Raw genomic sequence first — 15,634 nt, 5'->3', positions numbered from 1 at the left:
ATGAGGTCTGACAATGCGGCGCATGTAGTCCTGAAGGACCATGCCTTCAACCGCACGGATCAGGTGGCATTGTCGCAGCGCCTGTGATCTGCTCCGCTCAAGTGAGGTTCGCGAGAGAAACGCAATGATATTGCTCCCATTTGGCCCGGGCCTCTGGCTGGCTGACGGACCGGACATCCGGGCAGCTGCAGGGTTTCACTATCCCACGCGCATGGCCGTCGCACGGCTTGCGGATGGCGGGCTGTTGCTCTGGTCACCCGTGCGCCTGACACCTGCGCTGCTGGAGGAACTGGAGGCGCTCGGGCCCGTCCGCCACATCGTCGCGCCGAACCGGCTGCATCACATGGCGCTGGCGGATTGGGTGCATTTCTGTCCCGGGGTCCGGCTGCACGCCGCGCCGGGGTTGCGGGCGAAGAGGGGTGATCTGCACTTCTCCAGCGATCTCGGAGATCATTCGCATCCCGACTGGTCAGGCCAGATTGATCAGGTGATCTTTCCCAATGCCATCACCGATGAGGTCGTGTTCTTCCACCGCGACAGCGCCACGGTCCTCTTTACCGATCTTCTTCAGCAGATGCCGAAGGGCTGGTATCGCGGCTGGCGGCGGCTTGTGGCGTGGCTGGACCTTATGACCGGGGCAGAGCCGCAGGTGCCACGCAAGTTCCGCATGGCCACGCGCGACAAACCCGCCGCGCGTGCTGCGGTAGCCACCATCAAGGCGTGGCAGCCGACACAGGTGGTTGTGGCCCATGGCACGCCCGTCACGGACAAGGCCGATGCGTTCCTGACCCGCGCCTTTTCGTGGCTTGGCTAACGGTCAGTCCTTTTTGCCTACGTTCTCGGCAAAGGCCTTTTCGAAGGCCGCCTGCTTTTCGGGGTTGGCCTCGGTCTGGTTCTGCGCCTTCCAGTCGTCATAGGGCATGCCGTAATAGGCCTCGCGCCCCTCGTCCTTGGTCATCTCGATGCCACGCTCGTTGGCGGCTTCCTGATACCAGCGAGACAGGCAGTTGCGGCAGAACCCGGCCAGGTTCATCAGGTCGATATTCTGCACATCGGGCCGGTCATTCATCAGGTGCTGGCGCAGGCGGCGGAAGGCGGCGGCCTCGATCTCGATACGGGTCTGGTCGTCCATCTCTGGTCTCCTTCTCACAAGACGCGCTTGGTATAGGCGGCGCTCAGGTCCTTCACGTCGACCGACAGCGAACCGACCTTGGGCAGGTGCGACTCCAGCACGGCCAGCACACATTGCGCAAGGGCGGCCTTGGTCGGATCATCCCGGCCCGGCAGCAGCGACAGCTCGGCATGGGCAAAGCTCTGTGGCTCGGTCCCGATGCGCCAATGGGGGCAGGGCAGGGTGCGGATTTTCAGGCTGTCGGGATGCGGAATTGCGGCATGGGCGGCCAGCGCATCAAAGAGCGCGGCGCACAGCGCGTCACCCGCATCGACATTCGTCGAGTGTTGAAGGGTCAGATGGGGCATGGCGTGGTCCTTTCAGCAACCGGCGTCAGACAGGGCACCTTCAAGAATGGGGGCAAGGCGTAGCCCCCAATGAGCCTGCTGTTCGGGCGTTTCGATCAGGTCATTGCGCAGTTCGATCAGCACATGCGGACGGCCGGGCACGGTCCCGTGTCGGTCCATGCTGTCGCCGGGCAGATGGCCGGAATAGGGCTCGTTGTCGCCCACATAGATATCGGCCTCGGCGCGCAGGCGCGCCAGCAGCGGCGCGGCCAGCCGGTCATCCTCAGCATAGAGCACACCTACATGCCAGGGCCGCATCTCGCGCCCTTTGAACTGGGGGGTGAAGCTGTGCACGGCACAGACAACCGTATCGTCGCGCCGCGCCGCCAGCCCGGCCAGCGCATCGTGATAAGGCCGGTGAAAGGCATCGAGCCGCCGTTCCCGTTCCGTTGCATCGGCCCCCCGGTTCGCGGGGATGATCGAGCCGTCATAGAGCTTCATCAGCACCGTCGGGTCATGTTCCCCCCGATTGGGGTCGATCACCAGCCGCGAAAAATCTGACAGGATCACCGGCGCACCCATCTCGCGCGCCAGAACACGGGCGAGCCCTGCCGCGCCAATGTCATAGGCGATATGGCGGTTCATATCCGCATCAGGCAGGCCAAGGTCGCCGCCATTCACGCAGTCCGGCACCCGGTTCGAGGCATGATCGCAAGTGATCAGCCAGCGGGAGTCGCGATCCTGCCCTTCGATGTGGAAAGGGGCTGTCATTTCCGTGTTATCCTTCATAGACAAAAGGGACATATGACAGGTCAGACGCGAGTGCCAGTTGTCTTGTTCCGCGATTTGGGACATAAGGGCGGCAACTGGAGTGCTAGCGCTAACATAAGCCGTAGAGAAACGAGAGTCAGACCATGAAAAGCCAGCGTAACGTCAAGATCGTGGCGACCCTCGGGCCCGCATCGAATGACTATCAGATGATCCGCGCCCTGTTCGAGGCCGGGGCCAATGTGTTCCGCCTGAACATGAGCCATGGCGACCATGAGGAAATCCGGGCACGCCATGCAATCATCCGGCAGGTTGAGAAAGACACAGGCCGCCCGATCTCGATCCTTGCTGATCTTCAGGGTCCGAAACTGCGCTGCGGTGTCTTTGCCAATGGCCCGTATGAGCTGGAAGACGGCGCTGCATTCCGCTTTGATCTGGACGATGCCGAGGGCGACCATACCCGCGTGCAACTGCCTCATCCCGAGATTTTTGCGGCGCTGGAGCCGGGTTCGACCCTTCTGGTCAATGACGGAAAGATCAAGCTTCAGGTGGAAGATTGCGGCACGGATTACGCCAATTGCACCGTGATCGCGGGCGGGTCCATTTCCAACCGCAAGGGCGTGAACGTGCCTGACGTGGTGCTGCCGCTCGCTGCGCTGTCGGAAAAGGACCGCAAGGATCTGGAATTCGTCTGCCAGCTTGGCGTCGACTGGCTGGCGCTGTCCTTCGTGCAGCGCGCCGATGACGTGGAAGAGGCGAGGGGGCTGGCCAAGGGGCGCGCGGCGATCCTGTCCAAGATCGAAAAGCCCGCCGCCGTGAAGGCCTTCGACGAAATTCTTGCGGCCTCCGACGGAATCATGGTGGCGCGCGGCGATCTCGGGGTGGAACTGCCGGTTCATGCAGTGCCGCCGATCCAGAAACGCCTGGTGCGCAAATGCCGTGCCGCCGCCAAGCCGGTGATCGTGGCGACCCAGATGCTCGAATCGATGATCGAAAGCCCGGTACCCACCCGTGCCGAGGTGTCGGACGTGGCCACTGCCATCTATGAAGGTGCGGATGCCGTGATGCTGAGCGCCGAGAGCGCCGCCGGCGGCTATCCGATCGAGGCCGTGACGACCATGCACAACGTCGCGCTGGAGGTCGAATCGGACAGTACCTATCGGGATATCATGGACTCCACCCGGAGCGTGAAACGGTCCACTGTCGCGGACGGCATCGTGTCTTCGGCCCGCGAGATCGCGGAAACCACCGACATCAAGGCGATCTGCTGCTTTACTCAATCCGGCAGCACCGCCGCGCTTGTCGCCCGCGAACGGCCGCGCGTTCCGATTATCGCGATGACGCCGCTGGTCGACGTGGCGCGCCGCATGTGCCTGACCTGGGGGATGAACTGCTATCTGACCGGCGAGCTGACGCGCTTCAAGATGGCGGTCGTGTCGGCGGCGCGGGCGGCACGGGATGCAGGCTTTGCCACCGAGACCGATTTTATCGTCGTCACTGCCGGTGTCCCCTTCAATGTTCAGGGCACAACGAATATCATCCGCGTCGCCCCCTGTGACGAGCGTCTGATTATGTCGACCGATATGGAATGATCCTGAGCCCCGATATCCTTCTTGCCCTGTCCACTCTGGTGGTTCTCTTTTCCATCGCCTCGGCGCTGTCGGTCTGGGCGGATGGAGACTTTCCGACCGTAGCCCTAGGGGCACTGGCTGCGGGGGTGGGCGTGTTCGTCTATGCCTACTGGTCGCTCGATGACCCGCAAGGCTGGCGCGAGGTGCCCGATGCCTTCATCTCGGTCCTGTCACGGGTGATGAACTGACCCCCTTGCCTTGCCCCCGGATTGCCGGTAACAGACGCGCTCCAACCGGTGCGACCGGCCCGAGTGGCATGCCGAGTCGCGCCAGAACGTAGCCAATGAACTGGAGACGAAAATGCCCAAGATGAAGACCAAGTCGAGCGCCAAGAAGCGCTTCAAGGTCACGGCTTCCGGCCGTGTCAAAGCAGGCCAGGCGGGTAAGCGCCACGGTATGATCAAACGGACCACCAAGTTCATCCGCACCGCGCGGGGAACCACGATCCTGTCCGCCCCTGACGAGAAGATCGTCAAGGGTTACATGCCCTACGCTCGCTAAGGAGGCCTTGAAAGATGTCCCGAGTCAAAGGTGGTGTCAAAACCCACGCCCGTCACCGCAAGATCGTCAAGGCCGCCAAGGGCTACTACGGTGCCCGCAGCCGCAACTTCCGCACCGCGACGCAGGCCGTCGACAAGGCGAACCAGTACGCGACCCGCGACCGCAAGGCTCGCAAGCGTCAGTTCCGCGCCCTGTGGATCCAGCGGATCAACGCCGCCGTCCGCGCCCATGACGAATCGCTGACCTATTCGCGCTTCATCAACGGCCTGTCGCTGGCCGGTATCGAAGTGGACCGCAAGGTTCTGGCCGATCTCGCCGTGCACGAGCCCGAAGCCTTCGGCGCAATCGTCGATCAGGCGAAAGGCGCGCTGGCCTAAGCGTCGGCCCGCAACCGAGATACAGAAAACCCCGGCAGGTTCGATCCCGCCGGGGTTTTTCTTTGCCATGCACTCTGTCCCACGCCTAGACTTGCCACCCAAGGTTGAACGGGAAGGGGCGTATCATGGGCAAGATTCTGGTGACGGGGGCGAATGGCCATGTCGGCTACAATCTGACGGCAGAGCTTGTGCGGCGCGGGGCGGACCTGCGGGTCTCGGTGCGCGATGCGAATGACCCCGCCAAGACAGGCCCGCTCCGGGCGCTTGGGGTGGAGGATATCGTGTCGCTCGACGTGCAGGACGCCGATGCGTTCCGCGCAGCGACCGAAGGGATCGACCTGCTCTACCATGTCGCTGCGACCTATCGCTATGTCACCTCCGGCGCAGATGCGGATGAGCAGATGGTGCGCGACGCGGTCGAGGGCGCAACAGCCGCGATCCGGGCTGCTGCTGCCAGCGGCGTGCGCAAGGTTGTGCTGACCTCATCCACCGTCACCCTGCCGCTCGGCACCACGCCCGACGACAAGAAGACCGAAGCCGACTGGACCGAGGATCTGAGCGTTTCCTATATCCGCGCCAAAACCCTGGCCGAGAAACGCGCCTGGGATTTGGCGGCGGAGCTTGGCGTGAACATGGTCGCCGTCCTGCCTGCGGGCATCTTCGGGGGCACTTTCCACAAACCCACGCAATCCACCGATTTCATCGAGGCCATCGCAAAGGGGGCGCTGCGCATGGGGTCGTTCAAGGGCGTCATGCCCTTTGTCGATGTGCGTGACGTGGTGGACGGGCATATCCGGGCGGCGGAACAGGATGTGTCGGGCCGGTTCATCCTCTGCAATGACCGGTTCCCGAGCTTCGACGAAATCATCGACATCCTGCGGGCCCAGGGGATGCGCGTTGGCCGCCCGTTGATGATGGTGCCCCTGTTCATGTACCCGGTCGCCCCGCTGATGAACCGCATGACCAGCCGCCTGATCGGGGCGCCGCCATTGATCACGACGGATTTTGCGGCGCTGAACCGTGGACGCTATTTTGCCTCGTCCAACCAGCGGGCGAAGGATGTGCTCGGCTGGCAGCCGAGCGTCAGCACCGAGACCAGCATCCGTGACACGGTCGAGGAACTCCGGCGCATCGGGCGGCTCTGAAACCTGTCACCAGACCCCCGATCAGCGCGCCTTCCTCCGCCCCTTCCGAGGCGGCAAAGCTGTCCGTGAACAGCGCCACAATGGTGTCCGCGCTGAACGCACTTCCGTCCGACAGGTTCATGTCAGCCCACTTTCCTGATGCTAGTCATGGCGCATGTATTTGCGCCGCGCTTCCTGTTCGATGTCGAGCCTCAGTTGAACGTCGGCCAATTCCCGCACGATCGCTTCGCGCTCCGCGCCCTCCGGTGTTTCCCTCAGCTTCGCTGTCAGCGCCTCCACCTGCTTGCGCAGTTCGATCTCTCGCGGGACAACACCGGCCTCATGCATGATCCGAAAGCCCGCCGCATCGGCGCTCTCGCCTGTCTCCGCCTTCAACGGCTTGCCCGCGCCCTTGAGGTTGTCGAGCTGCCCTTCGGCCTCGGCCTTGCGGATCTGCTGTTCGGCCAGCTTGTCCCATCTCATGACGGGCTGTCTTTCGGGGTCGCCGCTTCAGCGGTAATCAGCGTCGGGTTGCATTCCTGCGCATGGGCGGCGCGCAGCCGGTCGCGATCGACGCCGTAACGTCGTTCCAGCTCCGCGCCGAGCACCCGGTCGAAATAGTCCACATCCTTGGCAAAGCGCGGGAAGGAGAGCGTCACAACCGGCACCTCTGCGGCAACCAGCGGTTCCAGCGTGCGATAGAATTGCTCGGCCAGAACCCAATGCTGGTTCTCGGCCTGATCGGTCTTCCAGAGGCCGCCCGGTGCCATGTCCGGGTTTTCGCCCGCCGCGATTGCCCGCTCGCGCACCTGTCGGCGGCTGTTGGCGGCAGAGCCAAGCTCTCGCATCGGGATGATGGCCAGTCCGATCGGAAACCAGCTTTCGGCCAGAAGCTGCGGCAGGACATCCACGATCTGCGGCGATTTCACCACCAGCGGCAGCTTGTCCACGTTGTGCCGCCGCACCGGCTTTTCAAGCCCGGCGCGGCCGAGATTCTCTTCCACGCCCTTGAATCGGCGGGGTTTGAATCCGGTATCCAGCCCCGCCACGGTCAGGATGCGCACCAGCAGGGTCGTGCCCGCGCGGCCAGTGCCACAGATGATGATCTTGGGGTCCATACCATGCCCTTCTGCCTGTCGGGGCCAATGGTGCGAAATTCCGTGCGCCCCTGCAATCGCCAAACCTGTCGCAACGCCGGGGATTTGCGCAATGGGCACAGCCGGGCGCACCATCATGGCTTGCAGCCAGAGCGCGGACCACAGTCATCGTCACCCCCGATGCAGCCTTCCCCTCAGAAAGCTGAGCTGATTGTTGACAAATTGCATTCGGTATTCCTATGAAAATCCCGCAAACATACGTAAAATGACTTGATCATGACGGCGTCGTTTGCAATCCGCTGTCGCCAGATACAGGACCCAAGACATGAACCTGCGCCAACTGGAGGCATTTCGGGCCACCATCCGTTGCGGATCCATCACCGGAGCCGCCGAGATGATGCATGTCTCGCAACCAAGCGTCAGCCGGCTGATCGCTGATCTGGAACGGTCCGTCGGCTTTGCCCTCTTCCAGAGAAACGGACGAGGGCTGATCCCGACGGTAGAGGCACGGACGTTCTATCAGGCCGTGGAAGGCATGTTCGTGGGCGTCGACCGGCTTCAGGATCTGGCCGACAGCATCCGCACGACAAGCGGGGGCGTCGTTTCGGTTGGCACGATTCAATCGATTTCTACAATCGAACTGCCGCGCGCCGTCAACAGCCTGATCCAGAGATATCCAGACATCCGTGTGATGATCCACGCCCGCAATACCCCGGCCATTCTGGACGCGGTGCAGCTGCATCAGTTCGATCTGGGCGTGGTCGGTCGGCAACCGCCCTATGACGGTGTGGAAACCCTTTTCCAGACGGCCGCACCATATGTTTGCCTCATGCCCGAAGATCACCCATTGGTGGGTCTGGCTGGTCCTGTCGACCTGGAAATCCTGGCCGAGCAGGAAGATTTCGTAACCTTCGGCGGCGCCTTTCCCGATGCCATGATGTCGATGGACAGCACCCTGTCGCAGAAGCTGCAATCCCGATCCCGACTGTCTTCGACCAACATGCCCGTAGCGGCGGCGCTGGTGCGCGAAACCGGCGTTCTTGCGATTGCCGATCCCTTTTCGGCGGAACAGGCGGTGCGGATGGGCGGGGTGGCCTTCCGCCCGATCCTGCAGAACCTGACCTATTACGTCTCGATCGTCTGCGGCGGCCGCGCAAGGCTGTCCCGTCAGGCCGCCGAGTTCTCCGAGATCCTGGCCGAGCAACTGGATCAGCGCGTCAAGCTGGCCAACAGCTTTTCAAGCTGATCCTAGATCATCGGCAGCGGAACGATCTCGCCTTCCCGTTCCACACCGTCAGATGTGTGCACGCGCACCGGCTGGCCGATGTCCCAAAAGCCTCTGTCAATCAGGGACAGGCCCACGTTCTGGCAAAAGCGCGGCGACCAGATGCCCGACGTGATCTGCCCGACCTGCCTGTCGCCCACCATCACCGGCCACGGGGTGGAACAGGTGGGAACCGGCCCGCCATCAAAGCGCAGCCCGCGGATTTCCCGTGAAACGCCCTTGTGCGCAAGGTCTTGCAATGCCGCCAAGCCGAGGCAATTCACGGACCCGTCCAGCTTGCAGAACTTGGCCAGCCCCAGTTCCAGCGGAGAATTTTCGCGCGTCATCTCGTTGCCGTAGGAAAACAGCCCGCCCTCGATCCGCTCGATCAGATTGGGGCAGCCGGGGGTGATGTTGAACGCCTGACCCGCCTGCCAGATCCGATCCCACAGGGCCGGGCCAAGATGACCACCTTCAAGGTAGATCTCGAAGCCGCCCTGCCGGGAATAACCGGACCGGGCAATGATCTGTGCGGTGCCGTCAACGTCGAACCGGGCGAATTTGAAGAACCCGACCTCGCGGATGCTGTCCCCGAAAATACGTGCCATCAGGTCTTCGGCCTTGGGTCCCTGAACGGCCAACGGCGATACGTCGGGTTCCTCGATCTCCACCTGCATCCCTGCACCTAACGCCAGCCCGAGCGCGTAAAGCAGCACATCGCTGTCGGCGATGGACAGCCAGAACCGGTCCTCAGCCAGTTTCAGAAGCACTGGGTCATTGACCAGCCCGCCCTTGTGATCGACCAGCGGCACATAGAGGCAATCTCCGACCTTCGCCTGCGAGATATCGCGCGGGGTCATCCACTGCACCAGCCGTGCGGCATCCGGGCCGGTGATCTGCACCTGCCGCTGGCAGGACACATCCCAGATCTGCACGTGCTCTCGCAGGTGCCAGTAATCTTCCTCGACGCTCGGTTGGAACGCCTTGGGCAACAGCATGTGGTTGACCACGGAAAAGCCGCGAACCCCGGCGGCTTCTACGCGATCCGTATAGGGGGTGCGCCGGATGCGGCGCGACATGTTCAGACCGTCGGACATGGCATTGGCCTTGTTGATCAGCGCGACCACCAGTGGGCGCTGCTGTTGGGGGACAGGATGACCGGAAGGTGATAGCGCCCGTCCGGGTCGGGCATATGAAGGCGCAGGGCAATCTGTTGTACAAGCGGCGATGCGCCTTTCCTGGCCCAGTAGGGGCCGGTTGCGAAGCTGAGTTCATAGAGGTCGCCGGGATCGGCACCGGTCAGATCAACCTGCTGGCTCAGCCGCCCGCCCTCGTCGGTATCGACGCTGAACAGCTGTTTGGGCGTGCCGGTGATCCGGGTCAGTGTGACTAGCACGCCACCGGCATGGGTGCCGTCCAGACCGCTGAGCGTATGGGTGGACACCGTCGCGCTCATTCGATCGACGCCTTGTCGCGCTTGTCGGATGTGGCGGCCACAATCGGGCTGATCACGCCCCTGCATTTCACGTTTATGCAGGCCGTCTTGCCGCTGGCGATGGCGCGTCTCAGGGCCGGGGCCAGCTCTTCGCGCCGCGTGACCAGTTCGCCATGCCCGCCCAACCCTTCGAACATCGCATGGAACGGAATATCGCGGAAATCGGTGGCGAAATGGCGGCCTTTCGCGAAAAGACGCTCCTGCTGCTGCGAAATGCAGTCCAGCCCGCCATTGTTGTCGATCACCACCACGATGGGGCGGTTCTCCTGAAAACAGGCCTCGATGGACAGGCCGCCCGACAGAAACGCACCATCGCCAGAGACCAGAACCACCGTCTTGTCGGGATGCACGCTCTTGGCCGACATCGCGAAGGACACGCCGACCCCGAGCAGGCTGTAATTGCCCGGATGCAGGATGCCACCCAGTTTCCGGCCACGCTTGGCGGCGATGTTGGTCGCGATCTCGTTCCAGAAATGCGTGTTGCCGCCATCGAAGACCAACCAGTCGCCATCCTCCATTTCGGCCTGAACATCGACGGCCAGTTGCAGAGGGTGCATCTTGCGGCCCTCGGCGATGTCGCGGGCGTGTTCTTCGTCCAGATGGTCGGTCCATTCCTGCACCCATTCGGCGCGGCGCCGCTGTTGCAGGTCAAACCAGCTGTCCCAGCTGTGATCAATCCCAGCCAAAGCGTCGAGAAACGCGCCGGGATCGGAGAGCAGCGGCATGTCGGCGCCGTGGTTGTAATCCAGTTCCTCATGGCTGCCATTCACGCAGATCAGCGTGGTTCCCGCCGGAATGAACGGTGGATTGCCGAAATTCATCTGGTTGTCCAACCGGCAGCCGACCATGACCACCACATCCGCCTCATGGATCGCGGGTTTTGACGGGTGAAACTGGTGGAAATCGGCCAACCCGATATAGCACTCGGTTTCCTCACCCAGGTTCTTGGTGTGATAAGGCACGTTGTAGACCGGAATGCGCAGCTTGTTGCCCGCTGCGGCCAGGTTGGGCTCTGATTTCGACCACCAGACGCCATGGCCCGCGATGATCACCGGGCGTTCGGCGCGCCTGATCGTGTCCAGCACCGGCGCAAGCGCCTCGGGGTCGGGCCAGGCACGTGGCACCGGCTGTGCGGTGCGATTGAAAGGGCGTTCGGCGCGGCCCGCGTCCTCGTCGAAGGACGAGAACATGATATCGACCGGTAGGCTCAGATGCACCGGGCCGGGATAGCCTGTGGTTGCGGCCTTCCAGGCCCGGTCGACGAATTCACTGATGCGGTTGCCGTCGACGATCTGTTCGGAATACTTGGTCAGCGGCGCGGCAATCGCCACATCGTCGATCTCCTTGAACCCGCCGGCGCCCTGCCGCTTCAGCGTCGAGGACCCGGTGACGAAGATGACCGGGGATCGCTCGCCCCATGCCTCCAACATCGCCGGAACCGCGTTGGCAAAGCCTTCCGGCCCCACAAGGCAGAGCGTCGGCTTGCGAGTGATCCGCGCGTGCCCGTCCGCCAGATGACCGGCGATCTGTTCATGCGGGCAGTTGATCACCGGCATCTGGCATTCCATGAAGCCTTCCAGCGCCGGGTTGCAGAACCCGCCCGCAAGGGTAAAGGCATGCTCCACCCCCTTTTCCTTGAATGCCCGGGCCAGCAACGCGCCGCCCCTGATCTGATGCTTGGCTGTCATGTTCTGTTCCATGTCTTTCAATAGGCTTTCAGGGCGGTCCGCGTCGCCGGTTCTGGCTTGGGCATGTCCGAAGCGTCGGCAAGGATCTCGGCACCGACCGCACTGATATCGGTCAGTCCCACTTGCGCCAGCGTCAGGCTGGTTTCCTCGGCCAGTATGCGGATCAGGGCATTGAGGCCGCGCGCGCCCTCAGCCCCGAGCGCGTAGAGCAGCGGGCGACCCAGCATCACGAAATCCGCCCCACGCGCCAAAGCCTTGACGATGTCTTCGCCGTGGCGCAGGCCGCTGTCGAAGATCAGCGGATAATCGGGGCCGACTGCGGCGCGAATGTGGGGCAGAAGGTCGATGGCGGCAGGCACGCTGTCCAATTGCCGCCCGCCATGGTTCGAGACCTGGATCGCATCAACCCCCGCCGCCTGTATGCGCCGCGCATCCGGGGGAGAACTGACGCCCTTGACGATCAGCCGTCCCGGCCAGAGATCGCGCAAACGGTCCAGAAACGCCCAATCCGCCCCGGCGCGGCTGGCGCTGCGGTCAAACCTGGTGGCCGTCGCGCTTGTCGAGAAATTGCGCGGCTCTGGCGCGCCGTTCCACAGCATCGAGAGGGACCAACTCGGATGGCTGGCAAAATCCCACAAGAGCCGGGGCGTCATGCGAAACGGCATCTGGAACCCGTTGCGCAGGTCGCGGGTGCGGCGTGCCACCTGCGGGACATCCACGGTCAGGATCAGCGTGTCATAGCCCGCGGCCTTCGCACGATGGACCATATCAAGCGATTGCTCCATCGACGCGCCGACATAAAGCTGAAACCACGCATGATCCTCGGCCCAGTCCCGCATCTCCTCGATAGAGCTTGATGCCGCAGAAGACAGGCAGAGCGGAATGTCGAAGCGGCTTGCCGCGCGGGCCAGTGCCCGGTCGGCGTCGGGATGGGTCAGGTTGCACATGCCCATGGGCGCGATCCCAAAGGGCAGACCATGCGTCCGCCCCAGAAAACGGGTTTCCAGACGACGCGCGCCGACGTTTTCAAGGACACGCGGTTGCAGGGTGATCTCGTCAAACCGGGTCTGGTTGCGGGCGGTCGCCACCTCGCGCCCCGCCGCGCCTTCGATGAAATCGAAGATGACGCGCGGCAGGCGTTTTTGCGCGATCCTGCGGGCATCTTCGGTGCAGAAGATGCGAGATCGGTCGGTGTCGGTCGGACGGGCGATGGTGGCCCCCTGTCAGCTCTGCGGTTTCATGCCAACACCTTAGACCGGCTGCAAAAATCCGGGCCAATCGAAATTGATCCGGCACCTATGCAGGCAGGCTATGAATCGGCCTGTTGCTGCCGGTGCAAGTCGTCCAGCGGGATGTGGCAGCGGATTGCGTGGCCGTCGTCGCGGGTCTGCCACGGGGGTGTGTCGGTGTCGCATTTTGCGCCGATCTTGCGCGGGCAGCGGCGCTGGAAGGGGCAGCCTTTCGCGGGCGGCGACAGCTCGATCACGTCATCGGCGGTCAGCTTGGGCGCGGTGTCCGGGTCAGGCTCCAGCACGGCGCCAAGCAGCACCTCGGTATAGGGATGCGAGGGCAGCGCGTAGACCTCGGCTGATGGCCCGATCTCGCACAGCCGTCCCTGGTAGAGCACGGCAACCCGGTCCGACAGCGCCCGCACCACCGCCAGATCATGAGACACGAACACATAAGTCGTGCCCTGCGCGGCCTTGAGGTCGTTCAGAAGCTCCAGCACCGCCGCCTGAACCGACACGTCGAGCGCCGATGTCACCTCGTCGCACAGCACCAGATCGGGGTTGGCCGCAAAGGCGCGGGCGACAGCGACCCGCTGCTTCTCGCCTCCGGACAGCTGGCTCGGCAGCCGGTCAAGGTAATGGCCGCCAAGGCGGACCCGTTCGAGGATCTCGACGCAACGATCCTGCAAGGCGGTACCAGACAGGCCGAAATAGAGCTTCAGCGGCTGTTCGAGGATTTCCGCGATGGTGTGGCGTGGGTTGAGGCTGTCGTCAGGGTTCTGGAAGATCAGCTGGATGCGGCGCAGGTGATCGGGGCCGCGCTGTTCGACGGATCGCGGCAACGGCGCGTCGCCGTCGAAGCGGATCTCGCCACCCGCAGGCGGCAGCAGACCGGCGATGGTCTTCAGGATCGTCGACTTGCCACTGCCAGATTCCCCCACCAGCCCAAGTGTCTCGCCCTTTGCAATGGTGATCGTGATGTCATCGACGGTGGCAGGCCGTGTGTCTTGCAGGCCCCGCAAGCGGTCCAGAATGCCCGGCTTGGAATAGCGGATTTCCAGATCCTGAAGGGACAGCACAGGGGCAGTACCCACCTCGGCCCGCGCGGCATGATCGCCCGTTGATGTCATCGGCAGGGTGTCTGCCCGGTCGGCGTGGTGGCAGCGCACCGGCGCGCCTCCCGGTCCGGGGGCAAGCATCGGTCGGGAGGTGCGGCAGAGGTCGCTGGCCAGCGCGCAACGGTCGACGAAAGCGCAGCCATCGCCCGCGCCGCCCGGGGCCGGGGGACGGCCGCCAAGCGCCATGGGCAGGTGCGGGTCGCTGAGTTTCGGGATCGAGGCCAGAAGGCCGCGGGCATAGGGATGCGTGGGCGCGGTAAGCACCTGCCGGGCGCTGCCCTCCATCACCACCTCGCCCGCATACATGACCACCACCCGGTCACAGACCCGCGCAATCGCGCCAAGGTCGTGGCTGACATAGACCATCGCCATGCCGGTTTCACGCGCCAGATCGCGCAGAAGTTCGAGGATATGGGCCTGCGTGGTGACGTCCAATCCCGTGGTCGGCTCATCGAGCAGAAGGGCGCGCGGCTCGCCCGCCAGGGCCATGGCGATGGCGACGCGCTGCTGTTGCCCGCCTGACAGCTCATGCGGATAGCGGCGGGTGATCGCCTGCGGATCGGGCAGGCGCACCTGGCCCAACAGTTCCAGCACACGGGCGGAAAACTGCGACGGGTCAAGGCGGCTGTGCAGGCGCAACGCCTCGGTCAGCTGTGCGCCGATGCGCAGGGTGGGCGTCAGCGACTGGCCCGAATTCTGCGGGATCAGCGCCAGATGCCCGCCGCGCAGGCTTTCCAGCTCTTTACGATTCAGGGCGAACATGTCGTGGCCTTCGAACGTGGCCCTGCCGTTCAGCACCCGAAGCCCGCGCTTGAGATAGCCCATGGCCGCCAGTGCCACGGTGCTTTTGCCTGACCCGCTTTCACCGACGAGGCCGATGCTTTCGCCGGGGCGCACCGTCAGGTCGATGTTGCGCAGCACCGGCAACGTGTACCCGGCGCGGCCGGTGAAGCCGATGGACAGGTCGGACAATTGAATGACGGGAGTATCGGTCATGTCACACCGGGGCCTTCTGTGCGCGGTCGATGCCAAGCGCCTTGGCCAGCGCGTCAGCCGTCAGGTTGATGCCGATGATCAGCGTCGACAGCGCGATAACTGGCCCCAGCACGCCCCAGGGCGCGAAGGACATGAAGCCGCGCGCATCGGCGATCATCAGTCCCCAGTCGGGTGTCGGCGGCGAAACCCCGAAACCCAGGAAGGACAGCGACGAAAAGGCCAGCAGCATCCACGACCAGCGCATTGCGCCTTCCACCATCAGCGCATCCAGCACATTGGGCAGCAGTTCCTTGCGCATGATCGTCATGCGGCTGTGACCGCGCGCGCGGGCGGCGGCGACGAAATCGCGCGCCACCACGTCATGGGTCGCGGCGCGGGCAATGCGGATCACGGGGATGCCGTAGAAGAAGGCAAGCGTCGGGATCAGCACCTCGATGCCAGTACCGAAGGTCACGATCAGGACCAGCATCTTCAGGATCCAAGGCAGCGACAGGAAGGCATCGACGAAGCGCATCATCACCTCGTCCACCCGGCCACCGATGAGGCCGAAAAAAATGCCCACCAAGCCGCCCCAGGCCACGGCAATCGGGGTGGCAATGCCGGTGACCAGAATGGCCTCACGCCCGCCTTGAATGGTGCGGCTGAACACGTCGCGGCCCAGGTGGTCGGTGCCCAGAAAATGCACACCGTCCGGCCCGGTCAGCATCATCGCAGCATTCATCGTGCGATAGTCGAAGGGTGCGATATAGGGGCTGATCACCGCCAGGATCAGGTGAAACACCACGAGGCAAAGACCGACTGCGCCAGAGGGGCGGGACATGACATCGCGCAGCACCGACAGGGTGCGGCCAAGGCGCGAATTCTGCGGGATTGAGGCAAGGCTCATGT

At 63.7% G+C, this 15,634-nt stretch carries 18 protein-coding genes; 7 read left to right on the top strand and 11 right to left on the bottom strand.

Annotated elements, in window-relative coordinates; genetic code table 11:
- Nucleotides 1–124: 124 nt before the first annotated feature.
- Complete coding sequence (locus tag EP237_RS07255; RefSeq protein ID WP_127559619.1) at nt 125–814, top strand: DUF4336 domain-containing protein; 690 nt, start codon at nt 125–127, stop codon at nt 812–814.
- Between the two features lie 3 nt (nt 815–817).
- Here EP237_RS07255 and EP237_RS07250 read toward each other — a convergent pair whose 3' ends face one another.
- From EP237_RS07250 to EP237_RS07240, 3 genes are read right to left on the bottom strand one after another with little or no spacing between them, the layout of a single operon-like run.
- Complete coding sequence (locus EP237_RS07250; protein ID WP_127559617.1) at nt 818–1,132, bottom strand: DUF1244 domain-containing protein; 315 nt, start codon at nt 1,130–1,132, stop codon at nt 818–820.
- 14 nt (nt 1,133–1,146) lie between these two features.
- Nucleotides 1,147–1,479, bottom strand: a complete 333-nt coding sequence (locus EP237_RS07245; protein WP_127559615.1) for a 5-carboxymethyl-2-hydroxymuconate Delta-isomerase — start codon at nt 1,477–1,479, stop codon at nt 1,147–1,149.
- 12 nt (nt 1,480–1,491) lie between these two features.
- The gene (locus EP237_RS07240) at nt 1,492–2,229 is read right to left on the bottom strand and encodes an N-formylglutamate amidohydrolase (protein WP_127559613.1); all 738 of its coding nucleotides are present in this window, start codon (nt 2,227–2,229) and stop codon (nt 1,492–1,494) included.
- A gap of 143 nt (nt 2,230–2,372) precedes the next feature.
- Here EP237_RS07240 and pyk point away from each other — a divergent pair, with 143 nt between their 5' ends.
- From pyk to EP237_RS07215, 5 genes are all read left to right on the top strand, one after another.
- Nucleotides 2,373–3,818 (top strand): pyruvate kinase, encoded by a 1,446-nt coding sequence (gene pyk, locus EP237_RS07235; protein ID WP_127559611.1) that lies wholly within the window; start codon nt 2,373–2,375, stop codon nt 3,816–3,818.
- Nucleotides 3,815–4,045, top strand: a complete 231-nt coding sequence (locus EP237_RS07230; protein ID WP_127559609.1) for a hypothetical protein — start codon at nt 3,815–3,817, stop codon at nt 4,043–4,045. The genes pyk and EP237_RS07230 overlap by 4 nt, the downstream gene beginning before the upstream one ends.
- 112 nt (nt 4,046–4,157) lie before the next feature.
- Nucleotides 4,158–4,358, top strand: coding sequence for a 50S ribosomal protein L35 (rpmI, locus tag EP237_RS07225; RefSeq protein ID WP_071689548.1), 201 nt, complete (start codon nt 4,158–4,160; stop codon nt 4,356–4,358).
- A 14-nt stretch (nt 4,359–4,372) separates the two neighbouring features.
- Nucleotides 4,373–4,735, top strand: a complete 363-nt coding sequence (gene rplT, locus EP237_RS07220) for a 50S ribosomal protein L20 (protein WP_127559607.1) — start codon at nt 4,373–4,375, stop codon at nt 4,733–4,735.
- Nucleotides 4,736–4,860: 125 nt separating this feature from the next.
- Complete coding sequence (locus EP237_RS07215) at nt 4,861–5,880, top strand: NAD-dependent epimerase/dehydratase family protein (RefSeq protein WP_127559605.1); 1,020 nt, start codon at nt 4,861–4,863, stop codon at nt 5,878–5,880.
- A 141-nt stretch (nt 5,881–6,021) separates the two neighbouring features.
- Here the strand turns inward: EP237_RS07215 and EP237_RS07210 are convergent, their stop codons facing one another.
- Both EP237_RS07210 and EP237_RS07205 read right to left on the bottom strand, forming a co-directional pair.
- The gene (locus EP237_RS07210; protein WP_127559603.1) at nt 6,022–6,342 is read right to left on the bottom strand and encodes a DnaJ family domain-containing protein; all 321 of its coding nucleotides are present in this window, start codon (nt 6,340–6,342) and stop codon (nt 6,022–6,024) included.
- Nucleotides 6,339–6,977 carry a hypothetical protein gene (locus tag EP237_RS07205; protein ID WP_127559601.1) on the bottom strand — a complete coding sequence of 213 codons (639 nt, stop codon included), beginning with the start codon at nt 6,975–6,977 and terminating at the stop codon, nt 6,339–6,341. Before EP237_RS07205 ends, EP237_RS07210 begins: the two co-directional genes overlap by 4 nt.
- 304 nt (nt 6,978–7,281) lie before the next feature.
- Between EP237_RS07205 and EP237_RS07200 the strand changes: the two genes are divergently transcribed.
- Nucleotides 7,282–8,202 carry a LysR family transcriptional regulator gene (locus EP237_RS07200; protein ID WP_127559599.1) on the top strand — a complete coding sequence of 307 codons (921 nt, stop codon included), beginning with the start codon at nt 7,282–7,284 and terminating at the stop codon, nt 8,200–8,202.
- Between the two features lie 2 nt (nt 8,203–8,204).
- Here the strand turns inward: EP237_RS07200 and EP237_RS07195 are convergent, their stop codons facing one another.
- From EP237_RS07195 to EP237_RS07170, 6 genes are all read right to left on the bottom strand, one after another.
- A complete protein-coding gene (locus tag EP237_RS07195; RefSeq protein ID WP_127559932.1) occupies nt 8,205–9,317 on the bottom strand; it encodes a dimethylsulfoniopropionate demethylase in 1,113 nt (370 codons plus the stop codon).
- Between the two features lie 17 nt (nt 9,318–9,334).
- On the bottom strand, nt 9,335–9,676 hold the full coding sequence (locus EP237_RS07190; protein ID WP_164744647.1) for a hydroxyisourate hydrolase: 342 nt from the start codon (nt 9,674–9,676) through the stop codon (nt 9,335–9,337).
- Nucleotides 9,673–11,403 (bottom strand): thiamine pyrophosphate-binding protein, encoded by a 1,731-nt coding sequence (locus EP237_RS07185; RefSeq protein WP_127559595.1) that lies wholly within the window; start codon nt 11,401–11,403, stop codon nt 9,673–9,675. Before EP237_RS07185 ends, EP237_RS07190 begins: the two co-directional genes overlap by 4 nt.
- Before the next feature lie 17 nt (nt 11,404–11,420).
- Nucleotides 11,421–12,539 (bottom strand): alpha-hydroxy acid oxidase, encoded by a 1,119-nt coding sequence (locus EP237_RS07180; RefSeq protein ID WP_338068158.1) that lies wholly within the window; start codon nt 12,537–12,539, stop codon nt 11,421–11,423.
- Nucleotides 12,540–12,712: 173 nt separating this feature from the next.
- Nucleotides 12,713–14,746: a dipeptide ABC transporter ATP-binding protein gene (locus tag EP237_RS07175; RefSeq protein ID WP_127559590.1), complete on the bottom strand. Its 2,034-nt coding sequence runs from the start codon at nt 14,744–14,746 to the stop codon at nt 12,713–12,715.
- Nucleotide 14,747: 1 nt separating this feature from the next.
- Complete coding sequence (locus EP237_RS07170; RefSeq protein ID WP_127559587.1) at nt 14,748–15,632, bottom strand: ABC transporter permease; 885 nt, start codon at nt 15,630–15,632, stop codon at nt 14,748–14,750.
- Nucleotides 15,633–15,634 lie beyond the last annotated feature (2 nt).

Source organism: Nioella ostreopsis, from assembly GCF_004000255.1.
Lineage (GTDB): Bacteria > Pseudomonadota > Alphaproteobacteria > Rhodobacterales > Rhodobacteraceae > Nioella > Nioella ostreopsis.
Note: the sequence above shows the minus strand (reverse complement) of the source record. Positions and strands in the feature narration are given on the sequence as shown.